At 63.2% G+C, this 16,909-nt stretch carries 14 protein-coding genes; 3 read left to right on the plus strand and 11 right to left on the minus strand.

The window, feature by feature from the left end; translation table 11 throughout:
* Positions 1 to 454 precede the first annotated feature (454 nt).
* The 5 genes from F3J17_RS27470 to F3J17_RS27490 all read right to left on the minus strand — a co-directional run bounded on the left by F3J17_RS27470 (position 455) and on the right by F3J17_RS27490 (position 5,261).
* Complete coding sequence (locus F3J17_RS27470) at positions 455 to 910, minus strand: YchJ family protein (RefSeq protein ID WP_167066609.1); 456 nt, start codon at positions 908 to 910, stop codon at positions 455 to 457.
* Between the two features lie 88 nt (positions 911 to 998).
* The gene (locus tag F3J17_RS27475) at positions 999 to 1,676 is read right to left on the minus strand and encodes an SDR family oxidoreductase (protein WP_167066611.1); all 678 of its coding nucleotides are present in this window, start codon (positions 1,674 to 1,676) and stop codon (positions 999 to 1,001) included.
* Between the two features lie 94 nt (positions 1,677 to 1,770).
* Complete coding sequence (locus F3J17_RS27480; protein WP_167066614.1) at positions 1,771 to 2,985, minus strand: acetyl-CoA C-acetyltransferase; 1,215 nt, start codon at positions 2,983 to 2,985, stop codon at positions 1,771 to 1,773.
* A gap of 15 nt (positions 2,986 to 3,000) precedes the next feature.
* A complete protein-coding gene (gene aceK / locus F3J17_RS27485) occupies positions 3,001 to 4,815 on the minus strand; it encodes a bifunctional isocitrate dehydrogenase kinase/phosphatase (RefSeq protein ID WP_167066617.1) in 1,815 nt (604 codons plus the stop codon).
* Between the two features lie 26 nt (positions 4,816 to 4,841).
* A complete protein-coding gene (locus tag F3J17_RS27490) occupies positions 4,842 to 5,261 on the minus strand; it encodes a MerR family DNA-binding transcriptional regulator (RefSeq protein ID WP_167066842.1) in 420 nt (139 codons plus the stop codon).
* Positions 5,262 to 5,486: 225 nt separating this feature from the next.
* On the opposite strand from F3J17_RS27490, the gene F3J17_RS27495 reads away from it, so the two are divergent.
* Positions 5,487 to 6,557 (plus strand): MBL fold metallo-hydrolase, encoded by a 1,071-nt coding sequence (locus F3J17_RS27495; protein WP_167066620.1) that lies wholly within the window; start codon positions 5,487 to 5,489, stop codon positions 6,555 to 6,557.
* Positions 6,558 to 6,637: 80 nt separating this feature from the next.
* Here F3J17_RS27495 and lolA read toward each other — a convergent pair whose 3' ends face one another.
* Both lolA and F3J17_RS27505 read right to left on the minus strand, forming a co-directional pair.
* Positions 6,638 to 7,318 carry an outer membrane lipoprotein chaperone LolA gene (gene lolA / locus F3J17_RS27500; RefSeq protein WP_240161179.1) on the minus strand — a complete coding sequence of 227 codons (681 nt, stop codon included), beginning with the start codon at positions 7,316 to 7,318 and terminating at the stop codon, positions 6,638 to 6,640.
* Between the two features lie 71 nt (positions 7,319 to 7,389).
* Positions 7,390 to 9,705: a DNA translocase FtsK gene (locus F3J17_RS27505; RefSeq protein WP_167066626.1), complete on the minus strand. Its 2,316-nt coding sequence runs from the start codon at positions 9,703 to 9,705 to the stop codon at positions 7,390 to 7,392.
* 367 nt (positions 9,706 to 10,072) lie between these two features.
* Here F3J17_RS27505 and trxB point away from each other — a divergent pair, with 367 nt between their 5' ends.
* Complete coding sequence (trxB, locus tag F3J17_RS27510; protein ID WP_167066629.1) at positions 10,073 to 11,068, plus strand: thioredoxin-disulfide reductase; 996 nt, start codon at positions 10,073 to 10,075, stop codon at positions 11,066 to 11,068.
* Between the two features lie 142 nt (positions 11,069 to 11,210).
* Positions 11,211 to 11,978, plus strand: a complete 768-nt coding sequence (locus F3J17_RS27515) for a Smr/MutS family protein (RefSeq protein ID WP_167066632.1) — start codon at positions 11,211 to 11,213, stop codon at positions 11,976 to 11,978.
* Positions 11,979 to 12,056: 78 nt separating this feature from the next.
* Here the strand turns inward: F3J17_RS27515 and ugpC are convergent, their stop codons facing one another.
* The 4 genes from ugpC to F3J17_RS27535 all read right to left on the minus strand — a co-directional run bounded on the left by ugpC (position 12,057) and on the right by F3J17_RS27535 (position 16,383).
* The gene (ugpC, locus tag F3J17_RS27520; RefSeq protein WP_167066635.1) at positions 12,057 to 13,175 is read right to left on the minus strand and encodes a sn-glycerol-3-phosphate ABC transporter ATP-binding protein UgpC; all 1,119 of its coding nucleotides are present in this window, start codon (positions 13,173 to 13,175) and stop codon (positions 12,057 to 12,059) included.
* A gap of 31 nt (positions 13,176 to 13,206) precedes the next feature.
* Complete coding sequence (locus tag F3J17_RS27525; RefSeq protein ID WP_205194988.1) at positions 13,207 to 14,064, minus strand: carbohydrate ABC transporter permease; 858 nt, start codon at positions 14,062 to 14,064, stop codon at positions 13,207 to 13,209.
* Positions 14,054 to 14,998, minus strand: a complete 945-nt coding sequence (locus F3J17_RS27530) for a sugar ABC transporter permease (protein ID WP_167066638.1) — start codon at positions 14,996 to 14,998, stop codon at positions 14,054 to 14,056. Before F3J17_RS27530 ends, F3J17_RS27525 begins: the two co-directional genes overlap by 11 nt.
* Before the next feature lie 137 nt (positions 14,999 to 15,135).
* Positions 15,136 to 16,383: an ABC transporter substrate-binding protein gene (locus F3J17_RS27535; RefSeq protein WP_167066641.1), complete on the minus strand. Its 1,248-nt coding sequence runs from the start codon at positions 16,381 to 16,383 to the stop codon at positions 15,136 to 15,138.
* Positions 16,384 to 16,909: the final 526 nt, after the last annotated feature.

Here is a 16,909-nt window from a genome sequence, read left to right on the forward strand (position 1 = left end):
TACACCCGCCTGCGAAAATCCTGCTGTGAATCTGACTACCGAGCAACTGTCCCCGTCCTTGACGGACACAACGGAACACTGGCGCGCCTGGCCCGAAAGCCTGGCGTGGCATGACCCGTTGCAGGGAAGTAAAACCGATCGGAACACCTGAGCGGCGCCTTTCTGTCATCGATCAGACTCGCCGCCAGCATCCGTTTTGAAGTCGCCGCGAAATTGTTTTTCAACAAACTCTTAATGGCGAAACGGACACCGTGATTGCATCCTCGCACGACAAATAATTGTTGTGCAATTCAGGGGTAACCCGGCATAAGGCATGCCAACGGCGCGCATGCCTTTAAGCACGGCGCATTGGCGGATTTCGAGGTAATGGGGAGTAACGAAAACGGAAAATAATGGCGGATCCGGCCTGTCGCGCGCCGCCTACATCCCCGTTTTTTGCAGGTAAGCGCGTGCTTCAGCCTTCCAGGATATCGCCGTCAACGTAGCGCCAGCGGCCGTCATCGCCGCGCGTGAAACGGCTGGTTTCGTGCAGGCGATACGCACGTCCGCCGCTTTTATGGCGCGCAATGAATTCGACGATCGCATGCGTTTCGTCGATCTGCTCGTGGCGCTTCACGGCGAGGCCCAGCCAGCGCGGCGCGCCCGGCTCATTGGGGTCGACGTCGAGATCGGCGGGACAGGTTTCGGCGGACCAGGTCGCGCGCAGATACGGCGCCTCGCCCAGCACATAGGCTGTGTAGCGCGAGCGCATCAGTTCAAGCGCCGTTGCGGGCACGGCGTCGCCATCGATAAAGCGGCCGCAGCAGTCGGTAAAACGCGGCGCCTTCGCGCCCGATTTTTGATTTGGCGTCGCGCCGCCGCACGGACACTCGACGGGACGTTGCGTAGCTGCGGGCTTACCAGCACTCATAAAAAAGCCATTCCTTCGACGAAACAAAAATCAAAAATAAAAAGCCGCCCGCGCGAGCGAAGCGGCCCTGTTTCCAGACCTGCGGAGCTTACCAGTCGAGTTCGGTGCCGTCGTACTGGAAGAAGCGTCCGTTGAAGACTTCGCGCGCGGCGGCCGCTTCCGCGATCACTTCGCGCATGCCGGCCACACTCGCGCTGGCGTCGATGGCCGCGTGTGCGCCGCCCATATCGGTGCGCACCCAGCCCGGATGCAGCGCAATGCAGGTCGCGCGACGCGTCTGCAGCGAGGTGATCTTGAGCACGTCGTTGACCGCCGCCTTGCTCGCGCGATACAGCCAGCCAGTCGTACCCGTGGTCTGCGTGATGCTGCCCATGCGGCTCGACAGCACCGCGAGCACGCCGTGCGCCGCATCGACGAGCGGCAGCAGGATCGGAATGAGCTGCATCGGGCCGCGCACGTTGGTGTTCATCACGTATTCGAAGTCTTCGGCGGTGATGGCTTCGACGCCCTCGGTACGCGGGCCGTACACGCCCGAGACGATCAGCGCCACATCCAGACGCTCGCCGTCGAGCTTCCAGCCCAGCGCGGCGATGTCTTCGGGATTCGCAATATCCAGCTCATACGTCTGCGCACCGAGCGCGCGCAATTCGCCAAGCGATGCTTCGGAACGGGCCGTGGCCAGCACGCGCCAGCCGGCCTTCACATACTGGCGCGCGAACTCAAGTCCGAGGCCGCGCGAGGCTCCCACGATCAACGCTGTCTTCATGTTGCACCTGTCTTGTATGCCGCGGTCTTTACCCAGCCCCGCGTGCGGGGTCTTGCCGCGCGCCGCCTCCCTGCGGCGCACGTCATGCAAGAGCCTACATGAGTTCGACGCCCATTGCCGTGGCCTCGCCGCCGCCGATGCACAGGCTCGCCACGCCTCGCTTGCCGCCTCGCGCACGCAACGCACCGATCAGCGTGACGAGAATGCGCGCGCCCGACGCGCCAATCGGATGCCCCAGCGCGCACGCTCCGCCATTCACGTTGACCTTGTCATGCGGGAGGTTGTGCTCTTTCATCGCCGCCATCGTGACCACGGCGAAGGCTTCGTTGATTTCGTAGAGATCGACGTCCTCGGCCTTCCAGCCGGTCTTCTCGAACAGCTTCGCGATGGCGCCCACCGGCGCGGTCGTGAACTTCGCGGGCGCCTGCGCGAAGGTCGTGTGTCCCGTGACGCGCGCGATGGGCTGCACGCCCAGACGCTTCGCCGTCGATTCGCGCATCATCACGAGCGCCGCCGCGCCATCCGAAATCGACGAGGCGTTCGCGGCCGTCACCGTGCCCGTCTTGCTGAACGCAGGCTTGAGCGTGGGAATCTTGTCGAGGTTGGCCTTGAAGGGCTGTTCGTCGCGCTCGACCGTGGTTTCGCCGCTGCGCGAGGCCACTTTTACGGGCGCGATTTCCCATGCGAACGAGCCGTCTTCGTTGGCGCGTTTCGCGCGCTTGAGCGATTCGATGGCGAAGGCGTCCTGGCGCTCGCGCGAGAAGTCGTATTCGCCCGCGCACTCCTCCGCAAAGGTGCCCATGAGGCGGCCCTTGTCGTAGGCGTCTTCGAGACCGTCGAGGAACATATGGTCGAGCACCTGGCCGTGCCCCATGCGCATGCCCGCGCGCGCCTTCGGCAGCAGGTACGGCGCATTCGACATGCTTTCCATGCCGCCCGCGACGATCACGTCAGCGGAACCGGCCAGCAGCATGTCGTGCGCGAACATCGCCGCGCGCATACCTGAACCGCACATCTTGTTCACCGTAGTCGCACCGGCCGCCAGCGGCAGCCCTGCGCCGAGCGCCGCCTGACGCGCGGGCGCCTGGCCCTGACCCGCGGGCAGCACGCAGCCCATCACCACTTCGTCGATCTGTTCGGGCTTGAGGCCCGCGCGCTCGACGGCGGCGGCGATCGCCGTCGCGCCCAGTTGCGGCGCCGTCAGCGCGGCGAATTCGCCCTGGAAACCGGCCATCGGCGTGCGCGCCACGGCGACGATCACGATGGCGTCCTGCTGCTGGTTTTGCGCGGTGTTCTGTGTCTCACTCATGTCCATCCTCCTTGTTCATAGGTTCGATGATTCGCTGCGAAGATTGGCTGCAAAGCGCTCCGGATAACGCGCGCGAAAGCGCTCCGTTTCGTCATACGGCAGGCAGTCGGGCACCTCGCCCGCCAGCAGCCGCGTTTTGCTGTCCTGCCAGAGCGCAGGTTCGAAGAAGTCGGCGTGGTGCGCGAGAAACGCCCGCTTCACGCGCGGATCGCCGAGCAAAAACGCGCCGTACGTTTCAGGGAAAATATCGCGCGGCCCAACCGCGTACCACGGCTCGTCCGATAGTTCGTCATCCTCATGACGTGGCGCGGGCACGGCGCGCACGTTGCAATCGGTGAGATATTCGATTTCGTCGTAGTCGTAGAACACCACGCGCCCATGGCGCGTCACGCCGAAATTCTTGTAGAGCATGTCGCCGGGAAAGATATTCGCGCGCATCAGATCCTTCACCGCGTTGCCGTATTCGCGGATACCGTGCTCCACGTCTTCGTCGCTGCCGTGCTGCAGCCACATGTTGAGCGGCACCATGCGGCGCTCGATGTAGAGATGACGGATCACCAGCTTGTCGCCCTCGTACTCGATCATCGAAGGCGCGAGCGTTTCCAGTTCCTTCACGAGCGCCTCGTCCAGCCGCGCGATCGGCAAGGCAACGCTCGAATATTCGAGCGTATCGGCCAGACGCCCGAGCCGGTCGTGCCGCTTCACCAGCTGATACTTCGCCACCACCTGCTCGCGCGTGGTTTCCTTTGGCGCGGGAAAGCGGTCCTTGATGACCTTGAACACATAGGGAAACGACGGCAGCGTGAACACGATCATCACCATGCCGCGAATGCCGGGCGCGGCGCTAAAAAGGTCGCTCGAATGAGAGAGGTGGTGCAGCAGGTCGCGATAAAACAGATTCTTGCCCTGCTTCTGCAGGCCGAGCGAGGTGTAGATTTCGCCCTTCGCCTTGCGCGGCATGATGCTGCGCAGAAACTCCACGTACGCGGACGGCACTTCCATATCCACGAAGCAATACGAGTGCGCGAAGCTGAACATGATCAGCACGGGATCGGTGCGCAGCAGCACCGTATCGAGCGCAAGCTTGCCGCTGCTTTCACCGTCTTCGACATGCCGGATCGGCACGACGAACGGCACGACGATATCGCCGTTAATGATGCGCCCGACGATATACGCCGACTGGTTGCGAAAGAACAGCGAAGCGAGCGTGTGAATCTGGAAATTCGTTTTCGGCTCGACCACGCCGAAGGTGTCCAGCATGCTCTGCATCAGGCAGCCAACATCGCGTTGCAGATCCTCGAACGGCGTTTCCAGCTGGAAGTTCGTGACAATGCGCGCGAGCGTGGCGGCCAGACCGTCTCTGGCCGGATAGTAAGCGCGATAGGTCGGACGCGCGGCGGGCTCGTCGTTCTCGATATATTCGGTCGAGATCGCGGGCCGCATGAAAATGAAATCGTTATTGAAGTACGAACGATGCAGAATCTTGCAGCACACCGAATTAAAAAACGTCTCGGCGCATTCGGGCTGCCGGTGCGTCGTCAGCAAGCCGATGTAATGCAGCTTGATCTGCTCCCACACGTCATCGTCGATGGTTTCGGCGTCGTATTCGTCTTCGAGCGCGCGCACGCATTCGCGTACCCGCTCGTCATAGGACACGATGCGCTCGCGCGCGAGTTGCTGCATGGCGCGCCAGTCGGCGGCTTCGAAGGCCGCCCTCGCCTGCACCGCCACCGCACAAAAACTCTGATAGTGCCGGTTGAAACCGTCGAGTATGGTCTGCGCCACATCGAAGCCGATCTGCGAGGAAAGCAGTTTCGGAAAATGTCTCATGGCGCGGTCCTGGCGGCCTGATTCGCTTATTTCGCTTCTGAGGCTGGCTGCCGAACGTCGCCCGCGGTGTTCTTTTCCAGCAGCGCGCGCGCCTGTGCTTCGTACTGGGCGAGGTCTTCGAGCGTGGCGTCGAGGTCGTCGCGCTGGCGCTCCAGGATTTCGCGGTGTCGCACGACGGTATCGAGAAACGCCTGCAACTGCGGCAGCGTGTCCGTCGGCGATTCGTAGAGATCGAGCAGCGCACGAATCTCATTGAGCGTGAAGCCGAGGCGCTTGCCGCGCAGCGTGAGCCGCAACCGGGTGCGGTCGCGCCCCGAAAATACGCGCTTGAGGCCGCCCGCGCCCTCGCGGCTTGGCGCAAGCAGGCCCTGATCTTCGTAGAAACGGATCGCGCGCGGCGTCACGTCGAATTCACGGGCAAGCTCGGTAATCGTGTACTGGTTCATGTCGGGGCGCTTCGCCTTGAGCCGGATGCGGCCGGGCGGCATGGCTATCGTTGGGATCGACGTTTACGTTATCGTCAACTTCTGGCTTGCGCAACCTCCCGGCGTTGTTCCGCATAACGGAACGATCGTTCGAATCGCCAGCAGAAATGACGCAATGCGGCGACAATGCTGACAGACGAAGACGATTCGACAACGATTCGATAACGACACGAGACACGACCCACGATGAACGCCCTCGAACATCAGCTGGACTACCCTTTCGCCGATACCCTGCCCGAAGCGGGCATCGCCTTCGATGTCGCGCCCGGCGTGAAATGGCTGCGCATGCCGCTGCCCTTCGTGCTCGACCACATCAATCTCTGGCTGCTGCGCGACGAGATCGACGGCCAGCAGGGCTGGACCGTGGTGGACTGCGGCATCACCGACGACAGCGTCAAGGCGCACTGGGAACGGGTGTTCGACAGCCAGCTCGAAGGCCTGCCGGTGCTGCGCGTGCTGGTCACGCACTGCCATCCGGACCATATTGGCCTCGCGCACTGGATCTGCGCGGGCGGCGACAAAAAGCGCTGGGACGTGCGCCTGTGGACCACGCTCGGCGAATACATGAGCGCCTGCGTGCTGTCCGGCGGCAATGGCTCGAACGCGGGCGGCGAAGGCGCGGCGCGTCATTTCGCGCGCCACGGCGTGACCGATGAAGCCTCGCTCGACCAGTTGCGCACGCGCCGCAATTACTACTCGAATCTCGTGCCCGCGCTGCCGCCGCAATACCGCCGCCTGCGCGAAGCCGATACGGTGAAGATCGGCGGGCGCGACTGGCGCGTCGTCACGGGCTACGGCCATTCGCCCGAACATTGCGCGCTGCTGTGCGAGGAAACCGGCGTGCTGATTTCCGGCGATATGGTGCTGCCGCGCATTTCGACCAATGTGTCGGTGTTCGACATGGAGCCGGAAGGCAATCCGCTCGGCCTTTACCTCGAATCGCTCGGCCGCTACGAGACGATGGCCGAAGACACGCTCGTGCTGCCGTCGCACGGCAAGCCGTTTCGCGGCGTGCGCACGCGCATCGCGCAGTTACGCGAACACCACGACGCGCGTCTGGCCGAAGTGCTGGAAGCCTGCGCGAGCAAGCCGCAATGCGCCGCCGACATCGTGCCGCTCATGTTCAAGCGCAAGCTCGACATGCACCAGCTGACCTTCGCGATGGGCGAGGCGCTGGCGCATCTGCATCTGCTCTGGCTCGACGGCAAGCTCACGCGCCATACGGGCGAGGACGGCATGATCCGTTTTTCGGCTTAAGACTGGTCGATGAAAAACAAAAGGGGCGGCTCGATGTGAGCCGCCCCTTTTCGCTTCAGAGCATCAGGCCAGGACGCGAATCAGTTCGCGCCGCCCGTGATCAGATCCGCGCCCTTGGGCCGCACGAACTTGAACGTCGACGCCGGCAGCGACGGGTTTTTCTCGATGTTCGAGAAAGTCAGCAGCGTGACGTTGCCGAACACGTCATGCAGTTCCATCGCTTCCAGATTGCCGTCCTTGAAGCCGATGCCCACGCTCTTGAACTGCGTATCCTTCGACTTCGGAACCAGTTGCAGCCAGTCGATGCCGTTCTTCACGCCCGCGTCCGAGAGCGTGAAGTTCTTGTCCAGATCGTTGCTGCCGAACAGGATCGCCGCCGGGCTTGCGCCCAGTGCGCCGCCCAGCTTGCGCTCGGTGACCTGGTTCAGGTCCTTGTCGTAGACGTAGAGGTTGTCGCCGTCCGATTGCAGCAGTTGCTGGTACGGCTTTTCATACGACCAGACGAACTTGCCCGGGCGCGAAAACACGAAGGTGCCGCTCGACACCTTCGAGTTGAGCGTGGCCGTGGCGATGGCGTCGCTGGCGTTCTGCGCGTTCGAGGGCACCTTGAGTTCGCGCTGCACGAAGCTGCCGCGCGCGGCGTGTACCTGCGTGACGAACTGCTTGAGCTGGTCGCTGCCGCTGGCGTAAGCGTGGCCCGCCATCGCGAGCGTCGCGCCCAGCGCGACAACGAGGGAGCGCACGAATGCAGCGGGTTTCAAACGATTCGAATGTCCTGCAAAAACCTGCATGTAGCGTTCTCCAAAAAGCAAATTCAGCGTTGATTGCGGACTCAATCCGCGTCGCGCGTGGGCGCGAGGATTTCGCGGTTGCCGCTCGACGACATCGCCGAAACCAGTCCCGACTGCTCCATCTGTTCGAGCAGCCGCGCAGCACGGTTATACCCGATGCGCAGATGCCGCTGCACGAGCGAGATCGACGCGCGCTTGTTCTTGATGACCACTTCGACGGCCTGATCGTAGAGCGGATCGGACTCGTCGCCCGTACCGGAAGCACTTGCCGTGCCCTCGTCGCCCTCGCCCGTCACGCCGCCTTCGAGAATGCCTTCGACGTAGTTCGGCTCGCCCTGCTCCTTGAGCTTGTCCACCACGCGATGCACTTCCTCGTCGCTGACGAACGCGCCGTGCACGCGCACCGGCATGCCGCTGCCCGGCGGCAGATAGAGCATGTCGCCCATGCCGAGCAGCGATTCCGCGCCCATCTGGTCGAGAATCGTGCGCGAGTCGATCTTCGACGACACCTGGAACGCCATGCGCGTGGGCACGTTGGCCTTGATAAGACCGGTAATCACGTCCACCGACGGGCGCTGCGTCGCCAGGATCAGGTGGATGCCGGCCGCGCGCGCCTTCTGCGCGATACGCGCGATCAGCTCTTCCACCTTCTTGCCGACCACCATCATCAGATCGGCGAGTTCGTCGATCACCACCACGATATGCGGCAGCTTCTGGCACGGTTCCGGATCGTCCGGCGTGAGGCTGAACGGATTCGGGATCTTTTCCTCGCGCTTGTTCGCCTCTTCGATCTTGTTGTTGTAGCCCGCCAGATTGCGCACGCCCAGCTTGCTCATGAGCTTGTAGCGGCGCTCCATTTCGGCGACGGTCCAGTTCAGCGCGTTGCCGGCCTGGCGCATGTCGGTCACGACTGGACAGAGCAGATGGGGAATGCCTTCGTAGACGCTCATTTCGAGCATCTTCGGGTCGATCAGGATCATGCGGACCTGCTCGGCGCTCGCCTTGTAGAGCAGCGAGAGAATCATCGCGTTGATGCCCACCGACTTGCCCGAACCGGTCGTACCGGCCACCAGCAGGTGAGGCATCTTGCCGAGATCGGCGCACACCGGCTTGCCGCCGATGTCCTTGCCCAGACCCATGGTGAGCGCCGAAGCCGCATCGGCATAAACCGCCGAGCCAAGGATTTCCGACAGCCGCACGGTCTGGCGGCGCTGGTTCGGCAACTCCAGCGCCATGCAGTTCTTGCCCGGAATCGTTTCCACCACGCGGATCGACACCAGCGAGAGCGAACGCGCCAGATCCTTGGCCAGATTGACGATCTGGCTGCCCTTTACGCCGGTGGCGGGCTCGATTTCATAGCGCGTCACGACCGGGCCGGGATAAGCAGCCACCACGGCCACATCGACGCCAAAGTCCTTGAGCTTTTTCTCGATGAGACGCGAGGTGAATTCCAGCGTGTCGTCGGAGATCGTTTCCTGGCTCGCGGGCGCGGGATCGAGCAGCGAGATCGCGGGCAAGGTGGAGTCGCCGGGCAGGTCGGTGAAGAGCGGCACCTGGCGCTCCTTCTCCACGCGCTCCGAGCGCTGCGGCGTAACCACCGGCGGCACGATCGTAACCGGCTCGTGCTCCTCGATCTTCACGCGGCCGCGCTCAACCTTGCCTTCGCGCTTAACCGCGGCGGCTTCGCCGAGCTTGCGGTCGCTGCGTTCCTCGCGGCGCAGACGCGCCATCGTCACGGCATTGATGATCGATTCGCCCACTTTCTCGGACACGGAAAGCCAGGAAAAACGGAAATACAGCGACAGGCCGATACCGAGCGCCAGCAGCAGCGCGAGCGTGCCGCCCGTAAAGCCGAGCGCGTGCGAGACGCCGCGCGCGACGGCCTCCCCCACCACGCCGCCCGGCGCGCGCGGCAATTGCACCTTGAGCGACCACATGCGCAGCGCCTCGATGCCGTCGCAGGCGAGCAGCACCAGCACGAAGGCGAAGGCTTCGGCGATCCAGCTATGGTCGCGCGGCTTGTCCTCGTCGTCATCGTCCAGCGACTCGTGCCGGGTGATGCGCCGATAGTTCTTCGAGATATGCCGCGCGAGTATGACGACCCACCAGTAGGCCGACAGCCCGAACAGCAGCAGCAGGATGTCCGACGTCCAGGCGCCCACGCGCCCGGCCCAGTTCGAGATGTGGTCGACCTGGGCGGCATGGGTCCAGCTGGGGTCGCGCCGGCTGTAGCTGATGAGCGCCATCAGCAGGAACACGCCTAGCGCGACCTGCAGGATCCAGCGGATTTCGGTGAAAAGACGCGACATGCGGTGAGGCAATGCCTGCGCCTGCGCGGAAAAGGGAGCTTTGGCCATTGAATCCCGGTGATTCTTAATGCATGCGCGGCGCGGGCGCGCTGCCGGACGCCCCGGCAGACGGGCGCGGCGGCCGTCCGATCCGGCCTATTGTAAACGCGTTGTTTCGGCCCCGGCTGCCCCAGGCTGTAAATGACGGTAACTGACAACGGCGTAGGACTGAACCCTCAAGGCCCTTCTCTGATGCCCGCGAGGCTATCAGCGCGATCAGAAACCCTCATGACGCATCGGTTTGCCCCGGCCTTTATAATTACGGGCTGATACCCAACTACCTGCATGAGCGCCGCCGCATCGCCGTACGGCCCCCATGCGAACCCGGCAGCCGCGCCGGCTACCCGCCGCGCAGCGCCTTCTACGGAATTCGACCATGTCCGCAACCAAACACGCCAAAGTCCTGATTCTCGGTTCCGGCCCCGCCGGCTACACGGCAGCCGTTTATGCGGCGCGCGCGAACCTGTCGCCGCTGCTCGTCACGGGTCTGGCCCAGGGCGGCCAGCTGATGACCACCACCGACGTGGAAAACTGGCCCGCCGACCCGAACGGCGTGCAGGGCCCGGAACTGATGCAGCGTTTCCTCGAACACGCGGAGCGCTTCAACACGGAAATCGTGTTCGATCACATCCACACGGCCAAGCTCGATGAAAAGCCGATCCGCCTGATCGGCGATTCGGCCGAGTACACCTGCGACTCGCTGATTATCGCGACGGGCGCATCGGCGCAATACCTCGGCCTGCCCAGCGAAGAGCTGTTCATGGGCCGCGGCGTGTCGGCCTGCGCAACCTGCGACGGCTTCTTCTACCGCAACCAGCACGTCGCCGTGATCGGCGGCGGCAATACGGCCGTGGAAGAAGCGCTGTACCTGGCGGGCATCGCGAAGAAGGTCACGGTGATCCACCGCCGCGACAAGTTCCGCGCCGAGCCGATCCTGATCGACCGCCTGCTGGCGAAGGAAAAGGAAGGCGTGGTCGAGATCAAGTGGGATCACGTGCTCGACGAAGTGAAGGGCAACGAAGGCGGCGTGAACGGCCTGCGCATCAAGAACACCAAGACCGGCGAAACCACCGATCTCGATCTGCAAGGCGTGTTCGTCGCGATCGGCCACAAGCCGAACACCGACATCTTCGAAGGCCAGCTGGAGATGAAGAACGGCTACATCATCACCAACGGCGGCCTGAACGGCAACGCCACCGGCACGAGCATCGCGGGCGTGTTCGCGGCAGGCGACGTGCAGGATCACGTCTATCGCCAGGCGATCACCAGCGCCGGCACGGGCTGCATGGCCGCGCTCGACGCGCAGCGCTACCTGGAAACCGTGGATGAACTCGGCCAGGCGCACGTGATGAGCGCCGAAGCCGATCGCTAAGCACTTGCCGTACAGCCGGTAAAATAGCGCGCTGGAGCTTCGTCAAGCTCAGCGGCGCATCGCAAGAGGGCCGCGGCCAGCCAGCCGGCGGCCCTTTTCATTGGCGTCGCGCGCACTACTTTCTGCTTCAAGATCGACTCTCATGCCCAAGAACGTCCCCCATCCGGGCGAACCCAAGCGCCCCGCCACCGCGCGTCCCGCCCCGGCTCCCGTCACTGCGCCCGCTCCGGCGCTGGAACCCGGCAAGGCTGCGAGTGGCTTCTCCGGCCTCGGCAGCCTGCGCGATGCGCTTAAGACCCAGACCCGCCAACGCGAGCGCGAAAAAGTCGCGGCCCAGGCCAAACGTGTGGAAGCCGCCGCCGACAGCGATCTGTTCCGCCGCGAGATCGGCCAGGTTGCGCCGCTTGTGGCGCCGCCGCGCGCGCAACCGCGCCGCGCATCGCCCGCGCCGCTGCCGCTGCAGACCCAGCTCGACGAGCAGGCCGTCCTGCACGAAGCCATCTCTGACGAATTCGACCCCGAAGCGCTGCTCGATACCGACGATTCGCTCTACTACCATCGTCCCGGCATCAGCGAGGAAGTGGTCAAGAAGCTGCGGCGCGGCACGTGGATCGTGCAGGCGCAACTCGACCTGCACGGCATGCGCCGCGAAGAAGCGCGCGAAGCCTTACAGACCTTTATCCGCGAAGCCGGCAAGCGCGGGCTGCGCTGCGTGCGTGTGATTCACGGCAAGGGACTGGGGTCGGTCGGCAAGGAACCCGTGCTCAAGGGCAAGGTGCGCGCGTGGCTGGTGCAGAAGGAAGAAGTGATCGCGTTCTGCCAGGCGCGGCCGCATGACGGCGGCGCGGGCGCGGTGCTCGTGCTGCTGCAACCGCATTCGCATGGGCACGGTCAGCACGCGCCGCTGTGAAACGCCCACCCGCGAAATAAAAAACCCGTTCCGGCGAGCGCCGCGAACGGGTTTTTCTTTTACCGCGAAGCGCGATCGTTAAGCGATCCGCTCTTCCGTCTTCGGATCGAACAGCACGGCCTTCGAGACGTCGAACAGCAGTTCCATGCTGTTGAGCGGCTGCGGATTCGCGCCCGGGTGCACGCGGCTCACCACGCGCTTGCCGTTGACCTGTGCGAACACCAGCGTGTCCGGACCGGTCGGCTCGATCACATCGACCTTCACGGTGTGACGTTGCAGTTCGTGGCCGTGACCGTCGTGCGAGCTGCGCGCGTCGGTGATGCGTTCCGGGCGCAGGCCCAGCACCACTTCCTGGCCGATATGGCTGCGCAGCTTGTTCGCCTCGAACGGCAGGTTCAGCACGTTGCGCGCCACGCCCGTATCCAGTTCGATACCCACACCCGAGCCCTGCTCCACCAGTTTGCCGTTGATGAAGTTCATCGGCGGCGCGCCGATAAAGCCCGCCACGAACAGGTTCGACGGCGAATCGTAGATGTCCTGCGGTGCGCCGAACTGCTGCACGATACCGTCCTTCATCACCGCGATGCGGTCGCCGAGCGTCATGGCCTCGATCTGGTCGTGCGTCACGTAGACAATGGTCTTGCCCACGCGCTGATGCAGCAGCTTGATTTCCGAACGCATCTCGATGCGCAGCTTGGCGTCGAGGTTCGAGAGCGGTTCGTCGAACAGGAACATGATCGGATCGCGCGCCAGCGCGCGGCCCATGGCGACGCGCTGACGCTGGCCGCCCGACAGCTGGCCCGGCTTGCGGTCGAGCAGATGCTGGATCTGCAGCATGCTGGAGACACGGTCGACGATCTGCGTCTGTTCGGCCTTCGGCACCTTGCGGATGTTCAGGCCGAACGAGATGTTCTCGCGCACCGTCATCGACGGATAGAGCGCGTACGACTGGAACACCATCGCGATATCGCGATCTTTCGGCGAGAGGTTATTCACCACCTTGCCGTCCATCATGATCTCGCCCTTGGTCACGGTTTCGAGACCCGCGATCATGTTGAGCAGCGTCGACTTCCCGCAGCCCGAGCCGCCGACCAGAATCAGGAACTGGCCGTCTTCGATGTCGATGTTCACGCCCTTGAGGACGGGCACCCCGTTCGGGTAGGTCTTGTAGACGTCGCGAATGGAAAGGCTTGCCATGCTATGAATCCTTTTAATCGATTAGAGCTTCTTAGCCCTTCACCGCGCCCGCCGTGAGGCCGCGCACGAAGTAGCGGCCGGCGATCACGTAGACGAGCAGCGTGGGCAGCGCGGCGATAATCGCGCCGGCCATGTCGACGTTGTATTCCTTCACGCCCGTGGACGTGTTCACGAGATTGTTCAGCGCCACCGTGATCGGCATCGAATCGACGCCCGAGAACACGATACCGAACAGGAAGTCATTCCAGATCTGCGTGAATTGCCAGATCAGGCACACCATGAAGATGGGCAGCGAGATCGGTAGCATGATGCGCGTGAAGATCATGAAGAAACCGGCGCCGTCGATGCGCGCAGCCTTCACGAGTTCAGCCGGCACGCTCACGTAGAAGTTGCGGAAGAACATCGTCGTGAACGCAATACCGTAGACCACGTGTACCACCACCAGACCGCCAATCGTGTTCGACAGGCCGAGGAAGCCTTCGAGACGCGCCATCGGCAGCAGGATCGCCTGGAACGGGATGAAGCAGCCCACCAGCAGCATCGTGAAGAGCGCATCCGCGCCGCGGAAGCGCCAGTGCGTGAGCACATAGCCGTTGAACGCGCCGATGATCGACGAGATCAGCACAGCCGGAATCACCATCTTCACCGAGTTCATGAAGAACGGCTGCATACCGTCACAACGCACGCCGGTACAGGCCTCGGCCCATGCCTTCACCCACGGCGCGAAGCTCGGGTGCGCAGGCAGCGTGAGCATGTTGCCCGTGTGCAGCTCGTCGAGCGTCTTGAACGACGTCGACAGCATCACGTAGAGCGGGAACAGGAAGTACAGCGCGAACAGGATCAGCACCGCGTAGATGAACACGCGGCTCACATTCATCTTAGGCTGCATTGCGCGTGCTCCTCGATTCCAGATACATGAGCGGCACGAGTACGGCCACGACGGTGGCGAGCATCATCATCGACGAAGCTGCGCCGACGCCGAGTTGCCCGCGGTTGAACGAGAACGTGTACATGAAGATGGCCGGCAGCGAGGACGACGTACCCGGGCCGCCAGCGGTGAGCGCCACCACCAGGTCGAAGGTCTTGATCGTGATGTGGCACAGGATCAGCAGCACCGAGAAAAACACCGGACGCATGCTCGGAATCACGATCTTGCGGTAGATCGTGGGCAGCGTCGCGCCGTCCACCTGGGCAGCCTTGAAGATTTCGCTATCCACGCCGCGCAGGCCCGCGAGGAACAGCGCCATGCAAAAGCCCGTGGACTGCCACGCCGCCGCCACGACGATACAGAAGATCGCCTTGTCCGGGTCGTTGAGCCAGCCCAGCTGGAAGCTGGTCCAGCCCCAGTCGTGCAACACCTGCTGGATGCCCAGATCGGGATTGAAAATCCACTGCCAGGCCGTACCCGTCACGATGTACGAGAGCGCCATCGGGTAGAGGAACACCGCGCGCAGCGCGCCCTCCTGACGAATCTGCTGGTCGAGCAGGATCGCGAGGAACAGGCCGAGAAACACGCAGATGACGATAAACGGAATGCCGAACCAGCCGAGGTTCTGCGCCGACGTCCACCAGACGTCGTTCGAGAACAGCTCGCTGTAGCGGTCGAAGCCTGCAAAATCGTAGCGCGGCATCAATCGCGAATTGGACAGCGAGATATAGCCGGTGATGGCGATGAAGCCGTAGACGAACACAAGGCTGATCAGAATACTGGGCGAAAGCACCAGCTTCGGAATCCAGCGGTCTGCAAGCGCCGCCATGGGCGACGCGCGGCGCGATTCAGCAGGCGAGGCCGCCTTGCCGTTGCCGCTAAGAGAAGCAGTCACTGCGCAACTCCTGTTACGGTGCGAAAAATCGAAAGCGACTTTGCGCACGATGATGGGGTTCGGGTTGAACCGTCATGCCCGGGATGCGCCGCACGCGGCGTGCGCATCCCGTCTTGCTTCAACAACTCATCACACGATTACTTCGTCTTCGCTGCCTTCGCGAGCGCTTCGACTGCGCTCTTCGAATCTTGCGTCGAGTTCATGAACTTGGTGACGACGTCGGTGATCGCACCGGCCGTGGCATCGGCTTGCGCCATGCCGTGAGCCAGCGACGGAACGTAGCCGCCAGCCTTGATGGCCGTCTGCTCATCCGCGTACGACTGCTTGCCGCAATCGTCGAACTTGCTCATATCGACGCCCAGACGCACCGGGATCGAACCCTTGTACAGGCTGAACTGTTCCTGGAAGGCCGGGCTCATGATGGTCTTGGCCAGCGCCAGTTGGCCCGGCGTTGCCGTCTTCTGGCCCTTCTGCTGGAAGAACACGAACGAGTCGACGTTGAAGGTGTAGCCCTTCGACGTGCCCGGCACCGGTGCGCAGATGTAGTCCGCACCCGGCTTCTTGTTCGCGTTGTTGAACTCGCCCTTGGCCCAGTCGCCCATGAACTGCATGCCGGCCTTGCCGTTGATGACCATGGCGGTGGCCAGGTTCCAGTCGCGGCCCGTGCGACCGTTATCCATGTACGACTCGATCTTGCGGACCGTGTCGAACACGCCGACCATCTGCGCCGACGTCAGCGTCTTCTGGTCCAGATCGACGATGGCCTTCTTGTAGAAGTCCGCGCCTTGCGACAGAACCACGTCTTCCCACAGCGTCAGGTCCTGCCACGGCTGGCCGCCGGCTGCCACCGGCTGGATGCCTGCGGCCTTGAGCTTGTCAGCCAGGGCGAAGAATTCCGGCCACGTGGTCGGGGCCTTTGCGCCAACCTTGTCGAGCGCTGCCTTGTTGATCCACAGCCAGTTCACGCGGTGCACCGAGAACGGCGCGGCAACGTAGTGACCGTCTGCGTGGATGATCTTGTCGATCTGCGGCGGCAGATTCGCCTTCCAGTCGCCGGCGACCGAGTCGATCGGCACCAGCACGCCCTGCTCCGCCCATTCCTGGATCAGCGGACCCTTGATCTGGGCCGCCGAAGGCGCATTGCCCGAGATCACCTGGGTCTTCAGTGCGGTCATTGCTGCCGCGCCCGCGCCACCGGCAACGGCGAAGTCCTTCCAGGTGTAGCCCTGCTTCTGCATGTCGTCCTTGAGCACGCCGACGGCCTTCGATTCGCCGCCCGACGTCCACCAGTGCAGCACTTCGATCGACTCGGCAGCTTGCGCCGTGGCGACGCCGCCCATCAGACCTGCTGCGCACAGTGCGCCCATGATCGCTCGGAATTTCATTGCTTATCTCCTCCAGACACCTGAACAAAAAAGTCGGTTGGCCCCTGATTTCGCCAGGGTGCGGTGTAGTTCAAACAGGCAAAACACTGGACGGACGAAAGTGGCGCCGGAGTACCGCGCGCGCGTGTTGTCTTGGGATGCGCGCGGGCCGCGGGCCGGTTTCCGGCCGCTGGACGCTCAAGAGATGAGTGGTTCGGGATGCAAAGACTGTCTCCTCTTTTGATTTTGTCCGGCCCACGCCCGCCAGGCTTATTCGCTGCCTGTAGATGCGCGGCCAGTCGAGGCGCCGCCTGCATCGTTCATGCGCGTGCGGCTCACGCCTTCCATATGTGGCTAACCTCGATCATTCGCCGGGCTCGCCGATGGACAGATTCATTGTCCTTTAACATGGGAGACGTTCCGTCCGACTCGCGAAATACGCCTGAAGACCGCCGCAAACCCTCGCCGGGCCGCGCTTCCCCACGCTTTTTTCATCGAATCAACGTTACCTCTTGATTTGGATTGTAGTTAAACTACAATTCAGTGT

This window comes from Burkholderia sp. Ax-1719 (genome assembly GCF_011753055.1).
Classification (GTDB): domain Bacteria; phylum Pseudomonadota; class Gammaproteobacteria; order Burkholderiales; family Burkholderiaceae; genus Paraburkholderia.

Excerpts from the sequence above, each read along its gene's own strand:
- F3J17_RS27470 (WP_167066609.1), bottom strand. The coding sequence starts at position 910 with ATGAGTGCTGGTAAGCCCGCAGCTACGCAACGTCCCGTCGAGTGTCCG.
- F3J17_RS27475 (WP_167066611.1), bottom strand. The coding sequence starts at position 1,676 with ATGAAGACAGCGTTGATCGTGGGAGCCTCGCGCGGCCTCGGACTTGAG.
- F3J17_RS27480 (WP_167066614.1), bottom strand. The coding sequence starts at position 2,985 with ATGAGTGAGACACAGAACACCGCGCAAAACCAGCAGCAGGACGCCATC.
- aceK (WP_167066617.1), bottom strand. The coding sequence starts at position 4,815 with ATGAGACATTTTCCGAAACTGCTTTCCTCGCAGATCGGCTTCGATGTG.
- F3J17_RS27490 (WP_167066842.1), bottom strand. The coding sequence starts at position 5,261 with ATGAACCAGTACACGATTACCGAGCTTGCCCGTGAATTCGACGTGACG.
- F3J17_RS27495 (WP_167066620.1), top strand. The coding sequence starts at position 5,487 with ATGAACGCCCTCGAACATCAGCTGGACTACCCTTTCGCCGATACCCTG.
- F3J17_RS27505 (WP_167066626.1), bottom strand. The coding sequence starts at position 9,705 with ATGGCCAAAGCTCCCTTTTCCGCGCAGGCGCAGGCATTGCCTCACCGC.
- trxB (WP_167066629.1), top strand. The coding sequence starts at position 10,073 with ATGTCCGCAACCAAACACGCCAAAGTCCTGATTCTCGGTTCCGGCCCC.
- F3J17_RS27515 (WP_167066632.1), top strand. The coding sequence starts at position 11,211 with ATGCCCAAGAACGTCCCCCATCCGGGCGAACCCAAGCGCCCCGCCACC.
- ugpC (WP_167066635.1), bottom strand. The coding sequence starts at position 13,175 with ATGGCAAGCCTTTCCATTCGCGACGTCTACAAGACCTACCCGAACGGG.
- F3J17_RS27525 (WP_205194988.1), bottom strand. The coding sequence starts at position 14,064 with ATGCAGCCTAAGATGAATGTGAGCCGCGTGTTCATCTACGCGGTGCTG.
- F3J17_RS27535 (WP_167066641.1), bottom strand. The coding sequence starts at position 16,383 with ATGAAATTCCGAGCGATCATGGGCGCACTGTGCGCAGCAGGTCTGATG.